Source organism: Streptomyces sp. NPDC001070, assembly GCF_053598835.1.
Genome location: NZ_JBSFLB010000052.1, coordinates 1 through 20,467, shown reverse-complemented (window position 1 = coordinate 20,467; position 20,467 = coordinate 1). Strand labels below are relative to the sequence as shown.

Genomic DNA, 20,467 nt, shown 5'->3' with positions numbered 1-20,467 from the left:
GGGTCAGGGACGTGGGGCCCTCTTGGGCAGGACGCGCAAGGCGTCCCCTATGTCCGTCACCTCCGTCACCTTCATCCCCGCCGGGATCTTCCCCGGGTCCGGCGGCACCAGGGCGTGGGTGAAGCCCAGCCGTGCCGCCTCGGCGAGCCTGCGCTGCACCCCGGTGACCCTCCTGACCTCGCCCGCGAGGCCCACCTCACCCACCGCGACCAGGTTCTTCGGCAGCGGCGTGTCGATGGCCGCGCTGGCGAGGGCGAGGGCCACGGCGAGGTCGGCGGCCGGCTCCCCGAGCTTCACGCCGCCCACGGTCGCGGTGTAGATGTCCTGCTTGCCGATCGACCGGATCCGGCCCCGCTGCTCCAGCACCGCCAGCATCATCGACACCCGCGAGTTCTCCAGGCCGGAGGTCGTACGGCGCGGGGAGGGGATCTGGGTGTCGACGGTCAGTGCCTGCACCTCGGCGACGAGCGGGCGCTTGCCCTCCAGGGTGACGGTCAGGCACGTGCCGGGGACGGGTTCGTCGCGGCGGGTCAGGAACAGCCCGGACGGGTCGGCCAGCCCCGTGATGCCCTCGTCGTGCAGTTCGAAGCAGCCGACCTCGTCGGTTGCGCCGTATCGGTTCTTGACGCCCCGGATCAGGCGCAGGCGCGCGTGGCGGTCGCCCTCGAAGTGCAGCACGACGTCCACCAGGTGCTCCAGCAGCCGGGGACCGGCGATGGCGCCGTCCTTGGTGACGTGGCCGACGAGGAGCGTGGACATGCCGCGCTCCTTGGAAGCGCGGATCAGCGCGCCCGCGACCTCGCGCACCTGGGCCATGCCGCCGGGGGCGCCGTCGATCTCGGGCGAGGCGACGGTCTGCACCGAGTCCAGGACGAGCAGGGCAGGCTTGACGTCGTCGAGGTGGCCGAGGACGGCGGACAGATCCGTCTCGGCGGCCAGGAAGAGATGATCGGAGAGCGCGCCGATCCGGTCGGCGCGCAGCCGCACCTGCGACGCGGACTCCTCGCCGGTCACGTACAGCGTCCGGGCCTGCGGGCCGGCCGCCTTGGCCGCCACGTCCAGCAGGAGCGTCGACTTGCCCACGCCGGGCTCACCGGCGAGCAGCACCACGGCCCCGGGCACCAGCCCGCCGCCCAGGACGCGGTCCAGCTCGGGCACCCCCGTCCCGCGCGCGGTGGCCTGCCGCCCGTCCACCTGCCCGATCGGCTTCGCGGGGGAGGTCACCCGGCCCGCCGCGGTCGTCCGCACCGGCGCCGCGCCGTACTCCTCGACCGTCCCCCAGGCCTGGCACTCGCCGCAGCGGCCGAGCCACTTGGCCGTCGTCCAGCCGCACTCCGTGCAGCGGTACGACGGGCGGTCCTTGGAAGCGGGGCGAGTACGGGCAGCCATGCGCTGCACGGTATCGGGTGCCACCGACAACGCGGCGCCGAGCGCCCTGGGCCTGCTCTCCCGACCGGAACGGCGGGTCATGTGCGGCCGGTCGCGAACCGCCTGGGTACGGCCTTGGCGGGCGACGTGGCGGGCCGTCCGCCGGATCCTCCCCGCGCGGTGCCGCCCGGGCCGTGGCCCGGGCCGGCCCCGGCCTTCCGCCGTGAGGACGCCGCCCGGCCGGGTGGCGGCCACATGGCGTCCGGGCCCGCTTCCCCGCCCGGGCCGCGCCGCACGGCTGCTCGGCGGTCCGTGTGGGCCGGAGGGCGGACGGGCCGCCACCGGGGACGGTGCCGTGCGCGGGGCCGCCAAGGGGGGCGCGGCCGGAACGACCCCGGACAGGCTCGCGCACGTGGCCGGAGGGGTCACTCGACGGGGTGAGCTGCGTGTGCTCTTTCGGGCGGGATCACCACCCATATGGATTAAAGCCCGCCGTGATGCCCGGGGGCGTACGGGTCGTGGTCCTACCGTCACTGAGTGATGAGCAGCAAGTCTGACACCCCCTCCCAGACAACCGGCGCGCACCGCCGACACCGCGCGCCGGTCCAGCGTGGCCGCGCCGCGCCGGGCGGCACCGGGGCCCCGGCGCGGCGGCGGCCACGCCCGCACGGGACGCTGCCCGCGCAGCCGCCCGCCCACTACGAGCCGTATCTGGACGGGTTGTTCACCTACTGCCTCTCCGTGCTGTGCGAGCACGACTCCGCCGCCGCGGCCCTCGGCGACGTACTGGCCGTGGCCGAGCGCCAGCGGGCCCGGCTGCGCGACCCCGAGCTGCGCCGGCCCTGGCTGTACGCGCTGGCCCGCTGGGCGTGCCTGCGCACACTGGCCGAGGGGCGACCGGTATCGGTGCAGGCGTCGGCGGACGTGGCCGCCCGCAGGCGCGGCGAACTGGCCGCGCTGGCCTGGCCCGAGGCGGCCGGCACGACGCCGGAGCAGCGCGAGGCGCTGGAGCTCGCGGTGCGGCACCAGCTGGCGCCGCACGAGGTTGCACTGGTCGTGGGGCGGGAGCCGGACGCGACGCGGGCGCTGCTGGCGCGGGCGGCCTGCGAGGTGGAGCGCACCCGGGCGGCGCTCGCCGTCGTGGAACTCGGCAACTGCGCGGCGGTCGCCCGTCTCGCCGGGGACGCGCGGGTGCTGCTCGGCTCGGCGCTCCGCCGCGAGCTGGTGACCCATGTCGACGTGTGCCCGCACTGCCGGGTGACGGCGGAGCGCGCCGTCGCCACGGGCCCCTGGCCGGGCCTGGCCACCACGGCCGCGACCGCCGTGCTGTCGACGGTCGAGGCGCCCCGCTCGGCCGCGTACGCCGCCCTGCTGCACGCCATGCGGGGCGGCACCGGGCGCACCCGCGAGGGCACCCCGCGGTTCGACCGGCGCGGGTTCCCGATGGACCTGAAGGAGCGGATGGCGCGGCGGGCGCGGATGCGGCACCGCGCGATGACCTCCACGGTGGTCGCGGCCGTCGTCGCGGCGCCGGTGCTGGCGCTGTGGGCGGCGTACCACGGGGCCCCGCTGGCCCCGGACCACAAGGGGGAAGGTTCCTTCAGCGCCGGCGACGGCCTGGACGGCGTCCAGTACGAGAAGGCCGGCGTCGCGGGCACCGCCGACGCGCGCGGGCGTTCCACGCGCGGCGGTCAGGGCCGGCTGTCGGTGTCGGTCGTGTCCGCCGCCCCCTCGGCCTCCGCGTCCGCGTCCGCGTCGGCCGGCGCACGCGACTCCGCCTCGCCGTCGAGCGACGCCTCGGACGGCGGCGCCGGGTCCGTGCCTCGCCGGGGCCGGCTGCTCGTGGAGGCCCGTTCGCGCGGTCATGCCACGGTCGTGACGCTCACCGCGGAGGGCGGCGCACCGGTCCGGTGGAGCGCCGCCACGTCCGAGTCGTGGCTGCGGCTGAGCCGGAGCCACGGCAGGCTGCGTCCCGGGGAGACCACGACGCTGACGGTGTCGGTGGACCGGTCGCGGGAGCCCGTGGGCCCGTGGACGGCACGGATCTGGTTCGACCCGTCGGGGGCGGTCGTCACGATCGAGGGGACGGGCCGGCAGGAGCCCTCACCGGACCCCACACCGACCCCGTCCGCCCCCGACCCGTCGCCGAGCGACCCGCCCGGCCCGAGCCCCTCGGCCTCCGCGTCCTCCCAGGACTGACCGGACCCGGTCGCCGGACCGAACCCGCTACTGAGCCCCGTCCCCGGTGTCCGGCACCGGGTCCGCCGGATGCGGTGCCATCGGCAGCAGCGAGGCGAGCCGCTGCTCGCACAGTTCGACGAGCCGGGCGTAGGCGGCCGGCCCCATCAACTCGGTCAGTTCCGCCCGGTACGAGACGTACACCGGGTCGCCCGCGCCGTGCGCGGACCGCGCCCCCGTGCACCACCAGTGCAGGTCGTGGCCGCCGGGGCCCCAGCCGCGCCGGTCGTACTCGCCGATCGAGATCATCAGCACGCGCGTGTCGTCGGGCCGGTCCACCCAGTCGTACGTCCGCCGGATCGGCAGCTGCCAGCACACGTCCGGCTTGGTCTCCAGAGGCTCGCGGCCCTCCTTGAGCGCGAGCGTGTGCAGCGCGCAGCCGGCGCCCGCGGGGAAACCGGGGCGGTTGAGGAAGATGCAGGCGCCCTCGTACCGCCGGGTCTGCCGGTCGCCGTCCTCGTTGACCTCGGCCCAGCCGCCCTCCTCCGCCACGTCGCGCAACTGCCACAGGTCCGCGGTGAGCCGCTCCACGTGCTTCGCGACGCGCTTCTCGTCGTCGTCGTCCGAGAAGTGCGCGCCGAGCGTGCAGCAGCCGTCACCGGCCCGGCCCGCCTGGATGCCCTCGCAACCGCGCCCGAAGATGCAGTTCCACCGTGAGGTGAGCCACGTCAGGTCGCACCGGAAGACCTGTTCGTCGTCGGCCGGGTCGGGGAACTCGACCCACGCGCGGGGGAAGTCGAGACCGACCTCGTCCGACACGTCCGCGTGATCCTGCCGCTTCGTCGCCTTCTTCGCCTTCGCCACGATGTCAGGGTAAGCATGTGAAGCTTCTCGAGTGGTCACCCGCGCGTGTGCCCATACCCCGCATGTCCCCGGGCCGGGCCCGGCGCAGTAGCGTTCCGGGCATGAGACTCGGTGTCCTCGACGTGGGTTCGAATACCGTCCACCTTCTGGTCATGGACGCGCATCCCGGAGCGCGTCCGCTGCCCGCCTACTCCCACAAGGCGGAGCTGCGGCTGGCGGAGCTGCTCGACGAGGACGGCGCGATCCGTGAGGACGGCGTGCGGCGGCTGGTCGCCCAGGTCGCCGAGGCCCTCGTCGTGGCCGAGGACAAGGGCGTCGAGGACGTCCTGCCGTTCGCGACCAGCGCGGTGCGCGAGGCCGCCAACGGCGAGCAGGTGCTCGCCCGGGTCGCCGCGGAGACCGGGGTCAACCTGACCGTGCTGTCCGGCGGGGACGAGGCACGGCTCACCTTCCTCGCCGCCCGCCGCTGGTTCGGCTGGTCCTCCGGCCGGCTGCTCATGCTGGACATCGGCGGCGGCTCCCTCGAGGTCGCGTACGGCATGGACGAGGACCCGGACGCCGCGGTCTCGCTGCCGCTCGGCGCGGGCCGGCTCACCAGCGGCTGGCTGCCCGGCGACCCGCCCACCGCGGACGACGTGCGCGGCCTGCGCAAGCACGTGCGCGCCGAGATCGCCCGCACCGTCGCCGAGTTCAGCCGGCTCGGCGCGCCCGACCATGTGGTGGGCACCTCCAAGACCTTCAAGCAGCTGGCCCGGATCGCGGGCGCGGCGCGCTCGGCGGAGGGCCTGTACGTGCAGCGCACGCTCACCCGCAAGTCGCTGGAGGAGTGGGTGCCGCGACTGGCCGCGATGACGGAGGGCGCCCGCCGGGAACTGCCCGGCGTGTCCGAGGGCCGGGCCCGCCAGCTGCTGGCCGGGGCGCTGGTCGCGGACGCGGCGATGGACCTGTTCGGGGTCACCGAGCTCGAGGTCTGCCCGTGGGCGCTGCGCGAGGGCGTCATCCTGCGCCGCCTGGACCTGATGACGAGCGACCGGGGCTGAGGGGCGGGGCTGAGGGGCGGGGCTGAGGATCGACCGGCGCTGACGGCGGCGGATGCTTTGCGGCCGCTTCGCTGCCGCATTGCCGTCCCTTTGCCGCCGATCCGGCGCCGGGTGTTGATCGCGTCACGTCGGCCGGGCGCGATGTGCCGTTCGGCCGACCGGCCGCCGTACGCTGTTCCCCGTGGCAGCCCCTGACCCTGTGGACCCGAACGGACACACCGTGCGCGTACCGGACGCGAAGGTCGCGCTGTCCACGGCCTCCGTCTACCCCGAGTCCACGGCGACGGCCTTCGAGATCGCGGCCCGGCTGGGCTACGACGGCGTCGAGGTGATGGTGTGGACCGACCCGGTCAGCCAGGACATCGAGGCCCTGCGCCGGCTCTCGGACTACCACGGGGTGCCGATCCTGGCGGTGCACGCGCCCTGCCTGCTGATCACCCAGCGGGTCTGGTCGACCGACCCGTGGGTGAAGCTGCAGCGGGCGCAGGCGGCGGCGGAGAAGCTCGGCGCGACGACCGTGGTCGTCCACCCGCCGTTCCGCTGGCAGCGCTCGTACGCCCGTGAGTTCGTCGAGGGCATCTGGCGCATGGCGGGCGAGACCGACGTGCGCTTCGCGGTCGAGAACATGTACCCGTGGCGCTACCGCGACCGGGAGATGCTCGCGTACGCACCCGACTGGGACCCCACCAAGGACGACTACCGGCACTTCACCATCGACCTGTCGCACACGGCCACGGCCAGGACCGAGACGCTGGAGATGCTCGACCGCATGGGCGACCGGCTCGGCCATGTGCACCTGGCCGACGGCAGCGGCTCCGGCAAGGACGAGCACCTGGTGCCGGGGCGCGGCAAGCAGCCCTGTGCGGAAGTGCTGGAGAGCCTGGCCTCTCGGGGCTTCGACGGCCATGTGGTGATCGAGGTCAACACCCGACGCGCGATGTCGGCGGCCGAGCGCGAGGCGGATCTGGCGGAGGCGCTGGCCTTCACCCGGCTGCACCTCGCCGCGGCCGCGCGGGTGCGCTGATGCCGTCCGAGGGCGCCGCGGGCAGGCGTGGGCGCGGCCGCCCGGCCGGCAGCCGGGCGGGCACCGTCGAGACCCGGGACAGGATCCTCGCCGCGGCCCGCGAGGAGTTCTCGGCCCGCGGCTACGACAAGACCTCGATCCGGTCGATCGCCAAGTCCGCGGGTGTGGACCCGGCGCTGGTGCACCACTACTTCGGGGCGAAGGAGCAGGTCTTCGCCGCCTCCATCGAGGTCTCCTTCGAGCCCGCCTTCAGCGTCCCCGACGTCCTCGCGGCGGGCCCCGAGGGCGTCGGCGAGCGGCTGGCCCGCTTCTTCGTCGGCGTCTGGGAGAACCCGGTCACCCGGGCCCCCATGCTGGCCATCGTGCGTTCCGCCGTCAGCAACGACACCGCCGCGGGCGTACTGCGCGGCATCGTCCTGCGGCGGCTGCTGGAGCGCGTCGCCTCGGAGCTGGAGGTCCCCGACGCCCGGCTCCGGGCGGAACTCGCCGGTGCCCAGATGATGGGCATCGCGATGATGCGGTACATCATCAGGATCGAGCCGCTGGCGTCGGCGGACATGGAGGACGTCGTCGCCCTCGTCGCGCCGACGCTGCAGCGCTATCTGACGGATCCCGGCCCCGTCACGGGGTGAAGACCTCCTCCAGGGTGTGGATCGCGCCGTCCTTGCCGAGCTCGTAGCGGAAGACCAGGCCGGAGTCCGGGTGCGCCTCCAGCCAGTCCAGCAGCTCCTGGACGCCGATCCGCTGGTTCTCCGCGCTCTCCACGACCGGGTTGGCAGCGGTGACGTACGCGGCCTGGTCCAGCGGGAGGTACGTCTCCTTGCCGACGGTCACAAAGGGCGCGCCGTCGGTGCCGGGCTCCCCGCAGCCCCAGTTGCCGTGCTTGACGATCAGGGAGAGCGCCCCGCCCTCCGGGGTCCACCGGTAGACCGCGATCTCGTCCGGGGAGATCGGCATCCTGTGGTCGCAGGACGCGGTGGCGGCCGGGGTCGCCTTCGCGATGGGCTTCGCCGCAGGTGCGGTGCTCGCGGCCGGCTTCGCGGGTGCGGCGGAGGCGGGCGCCGCCGTGGCCGTGCCGGGCGCCGGCTTCGCGGGCGCCGTCGTCCTCGGCGCCGAACCGCCGCCGGCGCCGCTCCCGGCCGCGCCGGCGTCCTTGCCGCCGCCGGTGCCGCCGCACGCGGTCAGCGCCAGGACCATCGCCATGCCGCCGAGCGCGGCCGCCGGCACGGCCGCCGGTCTGCGGCGGGTAGCCGTCGTACGAGAAATCATGCCGTCCCCCCTGAATCCGTCCGAGTGATCGCCGTGCGTGGTCGCCGTGATCGCGGAAAAGCTAGCAGCGCGGCAAAAGGGCCGATAATGGGGGAGAGCGCCTTGTCGCCCGCCCGCGACAGACCCGTTACGGCTGTTACGGATCCCCATCCATTCCGTGGACTTGGCGTCCGTAATGCGGACACACCCCCGCGTGCCGCAACCGGAGGCGTACGCTCGAAAGCTCCGGATGGAAACGTAGGGAGTGGTCCCCGTGCCCGAGCTGAGGTCCCGCACAGTCACCCACGGCCGCAACATGGCGGGCGCGCGCGCCCTTATGCGGGCCTCGGGCGTAGCGAGCGAGGACATCGGCAAGCCGATCATCGCGGTGGCCAACAGCTTCACCGAGTTCGTGCCCGGGCACACCCACCTGCAGCCGGTCGGCCGCATCGTGAGCGAGGCGATCAAGGCCGCGGGCGCCGTGCCGCGCGAGTTCAACACGATCGCCGTCGACGACGGCATCGCCATGGGCCACGGCGGCATGCTCTACTCGCTGCCCTCCCGCGACCTGATCGCCGACTCCGTCGAGTACATGGTCGAGGCGCACTGCGCGGACGCCCTGATCTGCATCTCCAACTGCGACAAGATCACCCCGGGCATGCTGATGGCCGCCCTGCGCCTCAACATCCCCACCGTCTTCGTCTCCGGCGGCCCCATGGAGGCCGGCCGGGCCACCCTCGTCGACGGCACCGTGCGCACCCTCGACCTGATCGACGCGATCGCCGACGCCGTCAACGACAAGATCTCCGACGAGGACATCCTCCGCATCGAGGAGAACGCCTGCCCGACCTGCGGCTCGTGTTCCGGCATGTTCACCGCCAACTCGATGAACTGCCTCACCGAGGCGATCGGCCTGTCCCTGCCCGGCAACGGCTCGGTCCTGGCCACCCACACCGCCCGCAAGGGGCTCTACGAGGACGCCGCCCGCACGGTCGTCGACCTCACCCGGCGCTACTACGAGCAGGACGACGAGTCCGTCCTGCCCCGCTCCATCGCCACCTTCGCGGCCTTCGAGAACGCCATGGCCCTCGACATCGCCATGGGCGGCTCCACCAACACGATCCTCCACCTGCTCGCCGCGGCCCAGGAGGCCGGGGTCCCCTTCGGCCTGACCGACATCGACGCCGTCTCGCGCCGTGTGCCGTGCCTGGCCAAGGTCGCCCCCAACGTCGCGAAGAACCGCACGTACTACATGGAGGACGTCCACCGCGCCGGCGGTATCCCGGCCCTGCTGGGCGAGCTCCACCGGGCAGGCCTGCTCAACGAGGACGTCCACGCAGTCCACTCCCCGTCGCTCGCCGACTGGCTCAAGACCTGGGACGTCCGCGGCGGCTCCCCCTCCGCCGAGGCCGAGGAGCTGTGGCACGCCGCCCCCGGCTGCGTCCGCTCCGCCACCGCCTTCTCCCAGTCCGAGCGCTGGGAGGCCCTCGACCTCGACGCCGCGGAGGGCTGCATCCGCTCCGCCGAGCACGCCTACTCCAAGGACGGCGGCCTGGCGGTGCTCCACGGCAACCTGGCCGTCGACGGCTGCGTGGTGAAGACCGCGGGCGTCGACGAGTCCATCTGGACCTTCGAGGGCCCGGCCGTGGTCTGCGAGTCCCAGGAGGAGGCCGTCGACAAGATCCTCCGCAAGGAGATCAAGGAGGGCGACGTCGTCGTCATCCGCTACGAGGGCCCCAAGGGCGGCCCCGGCATGCAGGAGATGCTCTACCCCACCTCCTTCCTCAAGGGCCGCGGCCTCGGCAAGGCCTGCGCCCTCATCACCGACGGCCGCTTCTCCGGCGGCACCTCGGGCCTGTCCATCGGCCACGCCTCCCCCGAGGCGGCCTCCGGCGGCACGATCGCCCTCGTCGAGGACGGCGACCGCATCCGCATCGACATCCCGGGCCGCAGCATCGACCTGCTGGTGTCCGACGACGCCCTGGCCGCCCGCCGCGCCGCCCTCGGCGGCGTCTACGCCCCCAAGGGCCGCGAGCGGAAGGTCTCCCTGGCCCTCAAGGCGTACGCGGCCATGGCGACGAGCGCGGACAAGGGCGCCGTCCGCGACGTCACCAAGCTCGAGGGCTGACCGCCACCGCCTCTTCGCCGCGGGGACCCCTCCCGCTGGTGCCGGTCACCAGCGGGAGGGGTCCTTCGCGTCGACGGCGAACACGCTGCCGTCGGGCGCGGTGGCGAACACCTTGCCGTCGGCGACGACGGGGGAGGGCGGGAATCCCGGGTACGTTCCCTGGTGAGCGCCCAGACGCGGCTTCGTCTGACCGAGGTAACTGCCCTGCTCGGTGTCGAAGGCGAGCAGGCGGCCGTCGGCCGCGGTGAAGTAGAGCCGGTTTCCGGAGACAGCCGGTTCGGAGCTGCCGGCCACGGATGTCTCGACACGCCACTGTTTCGGTGTTGCCGCCCCGTCGTCGCGGCCACTGGTGTCGGTCGCCATCAACAGGCCCCCGGGACCCAAGAGATACACCATGTCGCCTTGCGCCGAGGCCCGCGGTTGGTCGACAGGCCTCGCGAGCCGAATGCGTCGGGCCGTCCAGTCGGCGGTGTTCAGACGTACGACGGCGTCGGTGCGGGCGCTGGAGCGGTCCTCGGAGGTGAAGAAGAGGCTCTTTCCGTTTGCGTCGGCAAAGGTCAGATTCCCGTCGAGCCGGATCCGATGACGTACCGCGCCGTTGTCCTGGTTCACGGCGGTCACCAAAGTGTGGAGGCCATCGGGGCTGACCTCGACGGCGTAGACGACTCCGGTGAGGCCGAGTGCGGCGAACATCGGGTTGGCGTGGCCCGGGAGCTTCCTGTGCCAGCGCGTCTTACCGGTTGTCCCGTCGACTGCGCTGATCATCCCGTTGTGCCCCACCAGCAGCACGGCGGTGCCCGCGTCGTAGAACACGCCCTCGTAAGCGGAGACGTCCAGCGTCCAGCGCGGGCTGCCGGTGGCCGGGTTCAGGCCCGTGAGCCTCGATTCATCGCCGCTCATGACGCGGAGGACGCCGTTGGACAGCACAGGCGCGCGGACCGTAGTGGTGGTTCCCGGGCGCCTGGCTGTCCGGATGGACCAATTGAAGAGTCCGCTGTGTGGGTCCAGACTCGCCGCTTCCACGCCGGGCCCGGAGCAGAAGAGGGCCCGTGACCCGTGAGTGCAGGCCGCCATCCGGCCCTCGCTGTTGTTGGGAAGGGCCGTGGTCCACGGACGGAATGCCGCGCCCGTGGAAACCGGCGAACCGCGGTGTTTGCCGTCCTGCGACCCGAAGCCAGTCACCCGATCGAGCGCCACCGTAGTGGCGCCGAGACCGATCAGGGCCAGCGCGGTGACTCCGACGGCGGCTTTTCGCATCCCTCGGACGCGGTGCGGGGGGAACGCTGGTTCCGTGTCGGCTCGCCGGGGAACCGACTCGGGCGCTGTTTCGTGAGTGGTCTCGTCATCCGCGGGTTGCCGCTGTGCCGGGATGAGCCCGTCAGTACGGATCCCCTCGAAGTCGAAAGCCGCGAAGGTCTGCGTGTCGTAGGACGCCGAAACCGCCCGAAGCTCGGCCATCAGAGCATCCGGAGAAGGTCTCTCATCGGGGTCTTTGGCGAGACAGGATTCGATGAGCGGCCGCAGGTCGGCAGGGAGACCTTCCAACTGCGGTTCTTCGTGCACGATTTGGTAGGCGACGATATACGGACTTTCTGAGTCGAAGGGGCTGCGTCCCGTGGCTGCGTGAACGAGGACGCTGGCCATCGCGAAGACATCGGCGGCAGGACCCACCGTCCGGGGCTGCTGGAACTGCTCCGGGGCCATGAACGGTGGCGTCCCGATGAGCTTGCCCGTTTCCGTGCGCAGGTCGCTGTCGGGCGGTCGTGAGATGCCGAAGTCGATCACCTTCGGGCCGTCGGCCGCCAGCAGGACGTTGCTCGGCTTGAGATCGCGGTGCACGACGCCCGCCCGGTGAATGTCGCGCAGAGCCTCGGAGAGCCCCGCCATGAGATACCGCACCTGGGCAGGCGGCACCGGTCCGTTCCGTTTCACGAACTCGGCCAGCGTCGGCCCTGGTATGTAAAGGGTGGCCATCCACGGACGCTCGGCATCGGGATCGGCGTCCACGACGGGGGCGGTGAACGCCCCGCTCACCCGCCGCGCGGCGGCGATCTCCTGACGGAAACGCGCCCTGAACTCGGGGTCCGTCGCCAGTTCCTGGTGCACGACCTTGACGGCCAGCCGCTTTCCCGAGGTGGAGCGCGACAGGTGCACCACACCCATGCCGCCGGAGCCGAGCCGATTCTCCAGCCGGTATTGACCGGCGTATTCCGGGCGTTCCGCTTCCGGGCCGGTTTCATGTCTGCGCTGTGGCGGCATGACCCACCCCCGTGTGTTCGTACATCGCCGCAACTTGGGGAGCCTAGTGGATCGTCATTACGGCAGCGGGTCGGATTGCTAGCCTGCACCTGACAGAGCGTGAATCTTCACGGGGGAGGGCCCATGGCCGAGAAGAACCTTGACGAGCCCAGCGACAGCGTGAGCGCGGGGGCCCAGGTGGCAGAGGTCGTTGCTGCCACAGGCTTGACCTACTACCCAGTGGCCCCGGATTGCCGACTCAACGTCCGTTCCGGCCCGGGCACGAGCTACCACATCGTCAAGGTGCTGCCGTACGGCGCCAAGGTGCCGGTGTTCTGCCAGGCGTCAGGCACAACGGTGAGCGGCTACTACGGCACGAGCAGCATCTGGGACTGCATCGGCCCCGACCAGTACGTGTCCGATACGTATGTGCAGACCGGCAGCGACGGCTACATCGCGTCTCGCTGCGGCTGACACAGGGATCGCCCGCGCGGCCCCACCCCGCACCACCCACTCCTGTTCCATCACGCCCCCGGGCTCCGCGATCGGTCGCGGAGCCCGGGGGCGTCGTCCGGGGGCCCACAGCCGATGCCCGATGCCGGACTGAGGGCTCCGACCGTTCCCGATCACCCAAGAGGAGAGTGCTGTGGGGAAGGACAACAAGAGGCGGTCCGTGCTGGCCGCGGGCGCGGCCTGCGTCGCGGGGGCGACGCTGCTGGTCCTCGGCGGCGCGGCCGACGCGACGGCGTCCGCCAGTCTTGTCTACTACCCGGTCGCACCCGACGTCCGCCTCAATGTCCGCAATGGTCCGGGCACCAGCTTCCAGATCGTCAAGGTGCTGCCGTACGACGTGCAGGTGCCGATCTTCTGCCAGACGCCGGGGACGACGGTGAGCGGCTACTACGGCACATCCAACATCTGGGACCGGATCGGCCCCGACCAGTACGTGTCGGACACCTACGTCCACACCGGCAGCGACGGCTACATCGCTTCTCGCTGCGCCTGATCACGGGCCACGCGGTGGGTCACACCGTGCTGTGCGGGGGAAGAACAACCCCCATGACCACACAGCCGGGCCACCGCGTGCTCGCCCAGTCGTTCAGCACCGTCGCCGCCCAGTACGCCGCCGCCCGTCCCGGCTATCCGGCCGAACTCTTCGACGCCGTCGAGGAGATCGCCGGCCGCCCCTTCGCCGGGGCCACCGTGCTGGACGTGGGCGCCGGGACAGGCATCGCCACCGCGCTGATACGGGCCCGCGGGGCGAACGTGACGGCCGTGGAGCCCGGGCCGGGCATGGCGGCGCAGTTGCGGGCGGGGCAGCCGGGGGTGCCGCTCGTACGGGGGGACGGGGACGCGCTGCCGTTCGCGTCCGAGGTGGCGGACTACGTGACGTACGCGCAGGCCTGGCACTGGACGGACCCGGCCCGGTCCACGCCGGAGGCGGTGCGCGTGCTGCGGCCGGGCGGGGCGCTGGCGCTGTGGTGGAACGTGCCGGACACCGGCGTCGCCTGGGTGCGGGAACAGGAGGAGCGGCTGGCCCGCGCGGTCCCCCGCTACCACGAGAACGGCCTGACCGGCACCGCCGAGGACATCCTCCGCTCGCTCGGCGCCCGCCTGGGGATGCGCGCCGCGACCCGTGTGCTCCACTGGACGCGTACCGTCCCGGTGGACACGCACCTGGCGATGCTGGGCAGCCGCTCCTACTTCGCCGTGCTCACCCCGGACGCCGCCCGCCGCATCCTCGACCAGGAGCGGCGCGAACTGCTGGCGCTCTTCCCGGACGGCCAGGTGGCCGAGCCGTACCGGGTCGACCTCACGGTCGCGGTCAAGGGCTAGTCCAGAGCTAGTCCGCGCGGCGCTTCGCCGCCACCGAGCCGACCACCCCGACGACGCCCGCGACGAGGGCTCCTCGCCACAGTCCGTCCCAGAGGCTGCCGAAGAAGCCCTCGGAGGTCAGGATCCGGCGCATCACGAAATCGCTGACCAGCAGCATCCCCGCCGGCACCAGCGCCACGCGCCACGGGTGGGCGGCGGCCCACCGGCGGATGCGGCGATCCGCGCGCGGGCCGCGGCCCGTGACCGCGCCGGCGCCGCCGACGAGGAAGAACAGCATCAGCGCGACGGACACGGCCCCGGCCACGACGCCGAGCCCGAAGTCGCCGCCTATCGCGGCGGCGGCGAGGGACACCCCGCCGCCGATGGCGCCGACGGCGGCGGCCGGCCGCCAGGGGCCGAGGGTGGCCGAAGCCACCGCGAGCTGCCGCTTCTCGGCGCCGGTCACGTCCCGGGATACATCGGTAGAACGCCTCATACCGCCACGGTCGCCCCGGGCGGCCCGGGAAGCCATAGGGGATGACCCTGAGACGGCCCGGAACCGGAATCAGGGACGACGTCCCCGTGCTCCGGTCCCGGGCGGGCCGGTCAGACCGGCGCCCCCTGCACCCGCACCGGTGTCACCCCCTCCTCGTTGTGCCGCTCGGCCCACCCCAGCAGCGCCATGCCGCAGGCGTGGTCCAGGTGCCGCAGCCGCCGCAGGTCGAGCTCTATCGGACGGTCGCGGGGCAGCGCCTCCAACCGGTCCAGCAGCTTGGGCAGCCGCAGGAACGTGGCGTTGCCCAGGACGCGGACGACGATCGGTCCGTCGCCCTCGTCGTGGATCTCCACATACGTCTGCGAGGTCTCCCAGGCCGTCTTGACGACCGCCGTGAGCAGCCCGGCGAGCACCCCCTCGAACATGTCGGCGGTGACGATCGCCGTCGCGGTCACCACCAGGACGAGGACCTCGCCCCGGTGCTCCCGCCACAGCGGCACGAACTCCTTCACCGGTACGAGCTTGCAGCCCGCGTGGACCAGCACACCGGCCAGCGCCGCCACGGGGATCACCCCGAGCGCGCCCGGGAGCAGCGCGGCGAACAGCAGCAGCCACACGCCGGAGTGTAAATGATCCGTCACTCAAATGGATGCATCTCCCGCTTGTTGACGTCCCGGCATCCCCGGGAGCATTATTCGCCGCATGATGAATAAAGCCGAGGGGCCCCGGGAACCAGACGGCCCCGGGTCCGCCGTGCACGCCTCCGGGCTCACCGTCGTCCGCGGTGGCCGCACCGTTCTGGACGCCCTGGAATTCACCGTCCCCCGTGGCGAGATCACCGGTCTGCTGGGCCCCAGCGGCTGCGGCAAGTCGACCCTCATGCGCGCCGTCGTCGGCACCCAGGCCAACGTCACCGGCGCCCTCGACGTCCTCGGCCTGCCCGCCGGCCACCGCGCGCTGCGCCCCCGCATCGGCTACGTGACCCAGGCCCCTTCCGTCTACCTCGACCTGACCGTCCGCCAGAACCTCGAGTACTTCGCCGCCGTCCTCGGCGGCGACGCCCGCGACCACGTCGAACGGGCCATCGCCGACGTCGACCTGGCCTCCCACGCCACCGCCCTGGCCGGCAACCTCTCCGGCGGCCAGCGCAGCCGCGTCTCCCTGGCCGTCGCCCTGCTCGGCACCCCCGAACTGCTCGTGCTCGACGAGCCAACCGTCGGCCTCGACCCCGTCCTGCGCCGCGACCTGTGGGAGCTCTTCCACCGCCTCGCCGCCGAGCGGGGCGCCACCCTCCTCGTCTCCAGCCACGTCATGGACGAGGCCGAGCGCTGCCACCGGCTGCTCCTCATGCGCGAGGGCCGCATCCTCGCCCAGGACACCCCCGACGGCCTGCGCGAGCGCACCGGCGCCGCCACCGTCGAGGACGCCTTCCTCCGCCTTGTCGACGAAGCCGCCGGGAACCTCCCCCACCAGGCCGAGGAGGCCGTCCGATGAGCACGCACCGCACCCTGGCCACCGCCCGCCGCGTGCTGCTGCAACTGCGCCACGACCCGCGCACCATCGCCCTGATGGTCGTCGTGCCCTGCGTCCTGCTCACCCTGCTGTCCTGGGTCTACGACGCCAGCCCGCGCACCTTCGACACCGTCGGCGCGTCGCTGCTGGGCATCTTCCCGCTCATCACGATGTTCCTGGTCACCTCGATCGCGACCCTGCGCGAACGCACCTCCGGCACCCTGGAACGAATGCTGTCCATGCCGCTCGGCAAGGGCGACCTCCTCGCCGGGTACGCCCTCGCCTTCGGCGCCATCGCGGTCGTCCAGGCCGCCCTCGCCACCGGGCTCGCCGTCCTCGTCCTCGGCCTCGACGTCACCGGCTCCGCCTGGCTGCTGCTCCTGGTCGCCCTCGCCGACGCCTGCCTCGGCACCGCCCTCGGGCTCTTCGTCAGCGCCTTCGCGGCCAGCGAGTTCCAGGCCGTGCAGTTCATGCCCGCCGTGCTGCTGCCGCAGATCCTGCTCTGCGGACTGCTCATGCCGCGCGACCGGATGCAGCCGGTGCTCGAGGGAATCTCCAACGCGCTGCCCATGTCGTACGCCGTCGACGGCATGCAGGAGGTCCTCACCCACACCGGTGTCACCGGCGACTTCGTCCGCGACCTCGCCGTCGTCGCAGGCAGCGCCGCCCTCGCCCTCGGTCTGGGCGCGGCGACGCTCCGCCGCCGTACGGCGTGACCCCTCACGGGTGACCGCACCGTGGACGGCACGGCCGCCCGCGCCGTCCCCGGTGCGAAGATGACCCCATGACGCAGAAAGTCGCGGTGCTCGGCACCGGCAAGATCGGCGAGGCCCTCCTGTCGGGCATGCTCCGCGCCGGCCGGCAGCCGGACAACCTCCTGGTGACCGCCCGCCGTGCGGCCCGCGCGGAGGAGCTGCGAGCCCGCTACGGCGTCGAATCGGTGTCCAACGAGGAGGCGGCGAAAGCCGCGGACACCCTCATCCTCGCCGTCAAGCCGCAGGACATGACCGCCCTCCTGGAGGAGCTCGCCCCGCACGTCGCCGCCGACCGGCTGATCATCAGCGCCGCGGCCGGCGTCCCGACCTCCTTCTTCGAGGAGCGCCTCGCGGACGGCATCGCGGTCGTCCGCGTCATGCCCAACACCCCCGTCCTGGTCGACGAGGGCATGTCGGTCATCTCCGCCGGCAGCCACGCGGGCGAGGAGCACCTGCTGCGCACCGAGGAGATCTTCCAGCCGGTCGGCAAGACCCTGCGCATCCCCGAGTACCAGCAGGACGCGGCCACCGCGCTGTCGGGCTCCGGGCCCGCGTACTTCTACTACCTCGTCGAGGCCATGACCGACGCCGGCATCCTCCTCGGCCTGCCGCGCGCCCAGGCCCACGACCTGATCGTGCAGTCCGCGATCGGCGCCGCCGTGATGCTCCGCGACAGCGGCGAGCACCCCGTCAAGCTCCGCGAGGCCGTCACCTCCCCCGCCGGCACCACCATCAACGCCATCCGCGAACTGGAGAAGCACGGCGTCCGCCACGCCCTGATCGCCGCCCTCGAGGCCGCCCGCGACCGCAGCCGCGAGCTGGCCTCCGGAAACGGCTGACCGACGGCTCGCCGACGATCCACGGCAGACCGACCCGGTACGGCGTCACCGCCGCGCCCGCGGCCCGCGGCCCGCGGGTCAGCGGGCCCCGGCCGCCGTCAGCAGCTCCCTCGTCCCCACCACCCGCGCGAACCGCCCGCCGTGCAGGGACACCGCCGTGGCACGGGACAGCTCGTCGGCCGTCACCGTCCACCCGAAGGGCCCCTCCAGGTCGAAGGTGTGCATCGCGTCCAGCGGGAAGAACACCTCGTACCCGAGGTTCCCGCCCATCCTGGCCGTCGTCTCGTTGCACATGTTGGTCTGGATCCCGGCGATCACGATCTGCCCGATGCCCGCGCCCTTCAGCCAGGCGTCCAGATCCGGCTCCCCGTAGAAGGCCGAGTTCACGGACTTCGTCACCAGCAGCTCCGGTCCGGAGCCCCTGCCGCGCCGCTCCCGTACGAAGTCCTTGAAGTCATTGCCCGTGTGGCCCACCCGCAACGGCGAGCTCGACCCCGCCGGCGAATCGTGCCGTACGAACACCACCGGCCGCCCCGAGGACTGCCACGCGTCGATCAGCGCCGCGATGTTCTCCTCCGCGTCCGGGTTGTTGCGCCGTCCCCAGAACTCCTCCTCGAAGCCCTTCTGCACATCGACGACGACCAGCGCTGCGTTCTCTGCGATCTCCATGTCCTCGATGCTCCCGCCGGGGCCCCGTCCCCACCAGTGGCAGCAATGCCGCTCATCGATGACTTACTGCCAGAGCTCCTGGCACACTCGGCCGCATGTACCGCGTCGCGCTGCTCGCCTTCCCCGGCATCCGGGCCTTCGACGTCTCCGTCATCACGGAGGTCTTGGGTACCGGACGCGCCCGGCGCGGAGTGCCACCCTTCGAGCTGCGCCGCGCCGCCGCGGGTCCCGGCCCCATCGCGATGCCCGGCGGCCTCGGCCTCACCCCCGACCGCGGCCTCGACTGGCTCGCCGAGGCCGACCTCGTCCTCGTCCCCGGCGTCGAGGACCCCGACCTCCCCACCCCCGGGCCCGTGCTCGACGCCCTGCGCCGCGCCCACGCCGAGGGGACCCCGGTCGCCGCCCTGTGCGCCGGCGCCTTCGTCCTCGCCGAGGCCGGCCTCCTCGACGGCCGCCGCGCCGTCACCCACTGGCACCTCGCCGGCCGCCTCCGGCAACGCCACCCGGCCGTCGCCGTCGAACCCGACGCCCTCTTCATCGAGGACTCCGGCATCTGGACCTCCGCCGGCACGGCCGCCGGCATCGACCTCTGCCTCCACCTCGTCCGGACGACGCACGGCGCGGAGGCGGCGGCCGCCATCGCCCGCGCGATGGTCACCGCCCACCTCGCCACCAGCCCCCGCGACTACCGGCGCGCCTTCCACACCGCGGGAGGCGCGGGCGCTCAGCCCGGCGGCAGCAGGCCGATCGCCCGGTAGGCCGCGTCGACGGCCGGCCGGGCGAGGGCCCGCGCCCGCTCGGCGCCGTCCCTGAGCACCCCGTCCACGTACCCGGGGTCGGCCACCAGTTCCGCGTGCCGCTCCCGCAACGGCCGCAGCTCCTCCACCACCGCCTCGGCGGCATCCTTCTTCAAGGCGCCGTACGAGTCGTACTCCGCCGCCAGCTCCTGCGGCGGCCGGCCCGCGCACGCGGAAAGGATCTCCAGCAGGTTCGCCACCCCGGGCCGCTCCTCGGGCTCGTACACCACGTCCCGCCCGCTGTCGGTCACCGCCCGCAGCACCTTCCTGCGGACCACCTCCGGCTCGTCGAGCAGATAGACGATCCCGGGACCGGTGTCCTCGGACTTCCCCATCTTCGACGCCGGGTCCTGCAGGTTCCTCACCCGCGCCGCCACCTTGGGGTGCACCGCCCGGGGGACCGTGAACACATGTCCGTAGCGCTGGTTGAAGCGCGCCGCCAGATCCCGCGTCAGCTCCACGTGCTGCGCCTGGTCGTCGCCGACCGGCACCTCGTCCGCCCCGTACGCCAGGATGTCCGCCGCCATCAGCACGGGATACGTCAGCAACGACAGCCGCACACTGCCGCCCCGCCGCTGTTCTTCGGCGGCCTTCTCCTTGTACTGGACCATCCGCCGCATCTCCCCGTCCGTGGCGGTGCACTCGAGGAGGTACGCCAGCCGGGCGTGCTCGTCCACATGGCTCTGCACGAAGAGCGTGCAGACCTGTGGATCCACTCCCGCGGACAGCAGCAGCGTCGCCGCCTGCCGGCTCAGCCGCCGTACCCGCGCCGGATCGTGCTCCACCGTGAGCGCGTGCAGGTCCACCACGCAGAACAGCGATTCGGCCCGATGCTGGTCAACAGCGGCCCACTGCCGCACGGCGCCGAGGTAGTTGCCCAGGGTCAGATGCCCCGTCGGCTTGATCCCGCTGAAGACTCTCGTCATCGGTGTTCCTCCCGGCTTGTGGGGCCGCCGCGACGGCGGGCCGGAGGAGAAACACGTACGGCCGCCGAGGCGGCGGCCGTTGGATGCATGCGCTGAGCGTCGGCCGCCGTCAGGCGGCCCACCACAGGTACGTGCGCGCATGCTTGCTCATGCCCCGACGGTAACGCGGAAACCAGTTGCGGGCCACAGGTTTGAAGCACCGCAGGGCGTGGTGTAGTGTTCTCTAGCTGCCTCGGACGGGGTCACCTTCCAGGGGCGGCCACTCAAGCCGCCCGGCGGCAAACCACTACTGCACGACTTCCCTACGGGGACGATTTCGGCGTGCCGAAATCCGAACCGAATGGCTCGATTATGAGCCGCCGGGGAAATCCGCTAAAGTAGTGGACACGCCGGAAGGCGCGAAACAAAAACCCCGCTCCAACAGGGGGCCGGAAACGAAGAGCGGAAACGCGAAACGGATCTGGTAAGGTTGGAAACAACGAAGGGAAAGCCCGGAGGGGCCGGTGAGACGGTCTCGAAGGAAGCTTCCGTTCCTTGAGAACTCAACAGCGTGCCAAAAGTCAACGCCAG

General features: G+C 72.6%; 18 protein-coding genes and 2 pseudogenes. 12 read left to right on the top strand and 8 right to left on the bottom strand.

What is annotated here, in order from left to right; genetic code table 11:
- Positions 1 to 3: 3 nt before the first annotated feature.
- Positions 4 to 1,389: a DNA repair protein RadA gene (gene radA / locus ACWDAS_RS38530; RefSeq protein WP_450400284.1), complete on the bottom strand. Its 1,386-nt coding sequence runs from the start codon at positions 1,387 to 1,389 to the stop codon at positions 4 to 6.
- A gap of 519 nt (positions 1,390 to 1,908) precedes the next feature.
- Here radA and ACWDAS_RS38525 point away from each other — a divergent pair.
- A complete protein-coding gene (locus ACWDAS_RS38525; RefSeq protein WP_450400283.1) occupies positions 1,909 to 3,567 on the top strand; it encodes a BACON domain-containing protein in 1,659 nt (552 codons plus the stop codon).
- Between the two features lie 27 nt (positions 3,568 to 3,594).
- Here ACWDAS_RS38525 and ACWDAS_RS38520 read toward each other — a convergent pair whose 3' ends face one another.
- Entirely contained in the window at positions 3,595 to 4,410 is an 816-nt protein-coding gene (locus ACWDAS_RS38520; RefSeq protein ID WP_450400282.1) for a hypothetical protein, read from the bottom strand.
- Positions 4,411 to 4,511: 101 nt separating this feature from the next.
- On the opposite strand from ACWDAS_RS38520, the gene ACWDAS_RS38515 reads away from it, so the two are divergent.
- From ACWDAS_RS38515 to ACWDAS_RS38505, 3 genes are all read left to right on the top strand, one after another.
- The gene (locus ACWDAS_RS38515) at positions 4,512 to 5,450 is read left to right on the top strand and encodes a Ppx/GppA phosphatase family protein (protein ID WP_450400280.1); all 939 of its coding nucleotides are present in this window, start codon (positions 4,512 to 4,514) and stop codon (positions 5,448 to 5,450) included.
- Between the two features lie 220 nt (positions 5,451 to 5,670).
- Positions 5,671 to 6,474: a sugar phosphate isomerase/epimerase family protein gene (locus ACWDAS_RS38510; RefSeq protein WP_450400312.1), complete on the top strand. Its 804-nt coding sequence runs from the start codon at positions 5,671 to 5,673 to the stop codon at positions 6,472 to 6,474.
- Complete coding sequence (locus ACWDAS_RS38505; protein WP_450400278.1) at positions 6,474 to 7,106, top strand: TetR/AcrR family transcriptional regulator; 633 nt, start codon at positions 6,474 to 6,476, stop codon at positions 7,104 to 7,106. Before ACWDAS_RS38510 ends, ACWDAS_RS38505 begins: the two co-directional genes overlap by 1 nt.
- Here the strand turns inward: ACWDAS_RS38505 and ACWDAS_RS38500 are convergent.
- Entirely contained in the window at positions 7,096 to 7,743 is a 648-nt protein-coding gene (locus ACWDAS_RS38500; protein WP_450400277.1) for a hypothetical protein, read from the bottom strand. The two genes, ACWDAS_RS38505 and ACWDAS_RS38500, sit on opposite strands and share 11 nt — an antisense overlap.
- A gap of 253 nt (positions 7,744 to 7,996) precedes the next feature.
- Here ACWDAS_RS38500 and ilvD point away from each other — a divergent pair, with 253 nt between their 5' ends.
- The gene (ilvD, locus tag ACWDAS_RS38495; RefSeq protein ID WP_450400275.1) at positions 7,997 to 9,850 is read left to right on the top strand and encodes a dihydroxy-acid dehydratase; all 1,854 of its coding nucleotides are present in this window, start codon (positions 7,997 to 7,999) and stop codon (positions 9,848 to 9,850) included.
- Between the two features lie 45 nt (positions 9,851 to 9,895).
- Here the strand turns inward: ilvD and ACWDAS_RS38490 are convergent, their stop codons facing one another.
- Positions 9,896 to 12,109, bottom strand: coding sequence for a protein kinase domain-containing protein (locus tag ACWDAS_RS38490; RefSeq protein WP_450400273.1), 2,214 nt, complete (start codon positions 12,107 to 12,109; stop codon positions 9,896 to 9,898).
- Positions 12,110 to 12,232: 123 nt separating this feature from the next.
- Here ACWDAS_RS38490 and ACWDAS_RS38485 point away from each other — a divergent pair, with 123 nt between their 5' ends.
- The 3 genes from ACWDAS_RS38485 (at position 12,233) to ACWDAS_RS38475 (ending at position 13,924) form a co-directional block, all read left to right on the top strand.
- Positions 12,233 to 12,562 (top strand): SH3 domain-containing protein, encoded by a 330-nt coding sequence (locus ACWDAS_RS38485; protein ID WP_450400271.1) that lies wholly within the window; start codon positions 12,233 to 12,235, stop codon positions 12,560 to 12,562.
- A gap of 172 nt (positions 12,563 to 12,734) precedes the next feature.
- A complete protein-coding gene (locus tag ACWDAS_RS38480) occupies positions 12,735 to 13,094 on the top strand; it encodes an SH3 domain-containing protein (RefSeq protein ID WP_450400270.1) in 360 nt (119 codons plus the stop codon).
- A gap of 53 nt (positions 13,095 to 13,147) precedes the next feature.
- Positions 13,148 to 13,924: a class I SAM-dependent methyltransferase gene (locus ACWDAS_RS38475; RefSeq protein WP_450400268.1), complete on the top strand. Its 777-nt coding sequence runs from the start codon at positions 13,148 to 13,150 to the stop codon at positions 13,922 to 13,924.
- A gap of 7 nt (positions 13,925 to 13,931) precedes the next feature.
- Here the strand turns inward: ACWDAS_RS38475 and ACWDAS_RS38470 are convergent, their stop codons facing one another.
- The gene (locus ACWDAS_RS38470) at positions 13,932 to 14,399 is read right to left on the bottom strand and encodes a hypothetical protein (protein WP_450400267.1); all 468 of its coding nucleotides are present in this window, start codon (positions 14,397 to 14,399) and stop codon (positions 13,932 to 13,934) included.
- A 110-nt stretch (positions 14,400 to 14,509) separates the two neighbouring features.
- A pseudogene (locus ACWDAS_RS38465) lies at positions 14,510 to 15,019 on the bottom strand (SulP family inorganic anion transporter); the annotation flags it as partial.
- A gap of 82 nt (positions 15,020 to 15,101) precedes the next feature.
- Here ACWDAS_RS38465 and ACWDAS_RS38460 point away from each other — a divergent pair.
- The 3 genes from ACWDAS_RS38460 to proC all read left to right on the top strand — a co-directional run bounded on the left by ACWDAS_RS38460 (position 15,102) and on the right by proC (position 17,505).
- Positions 15,102 to 15,893, top strand: a complete 792-nt coding sequence (locus ACWDAS_RS38460) for an ABC transporter ATP-binding protein (RefSeq protein ID WP_450400265.1) — start codon at positions 15,102 to 15,104, stop codon at positions 15,891 to 15,893.
- The gene (locus ACWDAS_RS38455) at positions 15,890 to 16,627 is read left to right on the top strand and encodes an ABC transporter permease (protein ID WP_450400263.1); all 738 of its coding nucleotides are present in this window, start codon (positions 15,890 to 15,892) and stop codon (positions 16,625 to 16,627) included. The genes ACWDAS_RS38460 and ACWDAS_RS38455 overlap by 4 nt, the downstream gene beginning before the upstream one ends.
- 68 nt (positions 16,628 to 16,695) lie before the next feature.
- On the top strand, positions 16,696 to 17,505 hold the full coding sequence (gene proC, locus ACWDAS_RS38450) for a pyrroline-5-carboxylate reductase (protein ID WP_450400261.1): 810 nt from the start codon (positions 16,696 to 16,698) through the stop codon (positions 17,503 to 17,505).
- Positions 17,506 to 17,583: 78 nt separating this feature from the next.
- Here the strand turns inward: proC and ACWDAS_RS38445 are convergent, their stop codons facing one another.
- Entirely contained in the window at positions 17,584 to 18,174 is a 591-nt protein-coding gene (locus ACWDAS_RS38445) for a cysteine hydrolase family protein (RefSeq protein WP_450400260.1), read from the bottom strand.
- Between the two features lie 95 nt (positions 18,175 to 18,269).
- On the opposite strand from ACWDAS_RS38445, the pseudogene ACWDAS_RS38440 reads away from it, so the two are divergent.
- Positions 18,270 to 18,848: pseudogene (locus ACWDAS_RS38440) on the top strand (AraC family transcriptional regulator); the annotation flags it as partial.
- A gap of 50 nt (positions 18,849 to 18,898) precedes the next feature.
- On the opposite strand, the gene trpS reads toward ACWDAS_RS38440, so the two are convergent.
- On the bottom strand, positions 18,899 to 19,897 hold the full coding sequence (trpS, locus tag ACWDAS_RS38435) for a tryptophan--tRNA ligase (protein ID WP_450400258.1): 999 nt from the start codon (positions 19,895 to 19,897) through the stop codon (positions 18,899 to 18,901).
- Between the last annotated feature and the right edge of the window lie 570 nt (positions 19,898 to 20,467).

Bases quoted from the DNA above. Each gene is read 5' to 3' on its own strand.
- ACWDAS_RS38470 (WP_450400267.1), bottom strand. From the start codon at position 14,399: ATGAGGCGTTCTACCGATGTATCCCGGGACGTGACCGGCGCCGAGAAG.
- proC (WP_450400261.1), top strand. From the start codon at position 16,696: ATGACGCAGAAAGTCGCGGTGCTCGGCACCGGCAAGATCGGCGAGGCC.
- trpS (WP_450400258.1), bottom strand. From the start codon at position 19,897: ATGACGAGAGTCTTCAGCGGGATCAAGCCGACGGGGCATCTGACCCTG.
- ACWDAS_RS38445 (WP_450400260.1), bottom strand. From the start codon at position 18,174: ATGGAGATCGCAGAGAACGCAGCGCTGGTCGTCGTCGATGTGCAGAAG.
- ACWDAS_RS38475 (WP_450400268.1), top strand. From the start codon at position 13,148: ATGACCACACAGCCGGGCCACCGCGTGCTCGCCCAGTCGTTCAGCACC.
- radA (WP_450400284.1), bottom strand. From the start codon at position 1,389: ATGGCTGCCCGTACTCGCCCCGCTTCCAAGGACCGCCCGTCGTACCGC.
- ACWDAS_RS38490 (WP_450400273.1), bottom strand. From the start codon at position 12,109: ATGCCGCCACAGCGCAGACATGAAACCGGCCCGGAAGCGGAACGCCCG.
- ACWDAS_RS38485 (WP_450400271.1), top strand. From the start codon at position 12,233: ATGGCCGAGAAGAACCTTGACGAGCCCAGCGACAGCGTGAGCGCGGGG.
- ACWDAS_RS38505 (WP_450400278.1), top strand. From the start codon at position 6,474: ATGCCGTCCGAGGGCGCCGCGGGCAGGCGTGGGCGCGGCCGCCCGGCC.
- ACWDAS_RS38525 (WP_450400283.1), top strand. From the start codon at position 1,909: ATGAGCAGCAAGTCTGACACCCCCTCCCAGACAACCGGCGCGCACCGC.
- ACWDAS_RS38515 (WP_450400280.1), top strand. From the start codon at position 4,512: ATGAGACTCGGTGTCCTCGACGTGGGTTCGAATACCGTCCACCTTCTG.
- ACWDAS_RS38455 (WP_450400263.1), top strand. From the start codon at position 15,890: ATGAGCACGCACCGCACCCTGGCCACCGCCCGCCGCGTGCTGCTGCAA.
- ACWDAS_RS38500 (WP_450400277.1), bottom strand. From the start codon at position 7,743: ATGATTTCTCGTACGACGGCTACCCGCCGCAGACCGGCGGCCGTGCCG.
- ACWDAS_RS38460 (WP_450400265.1), top strand. From the start codon at position 15,102: ATGATGAATAAAGCCGAGGGGCCCCGGGAACCAGACGGCCCCGGGTCC.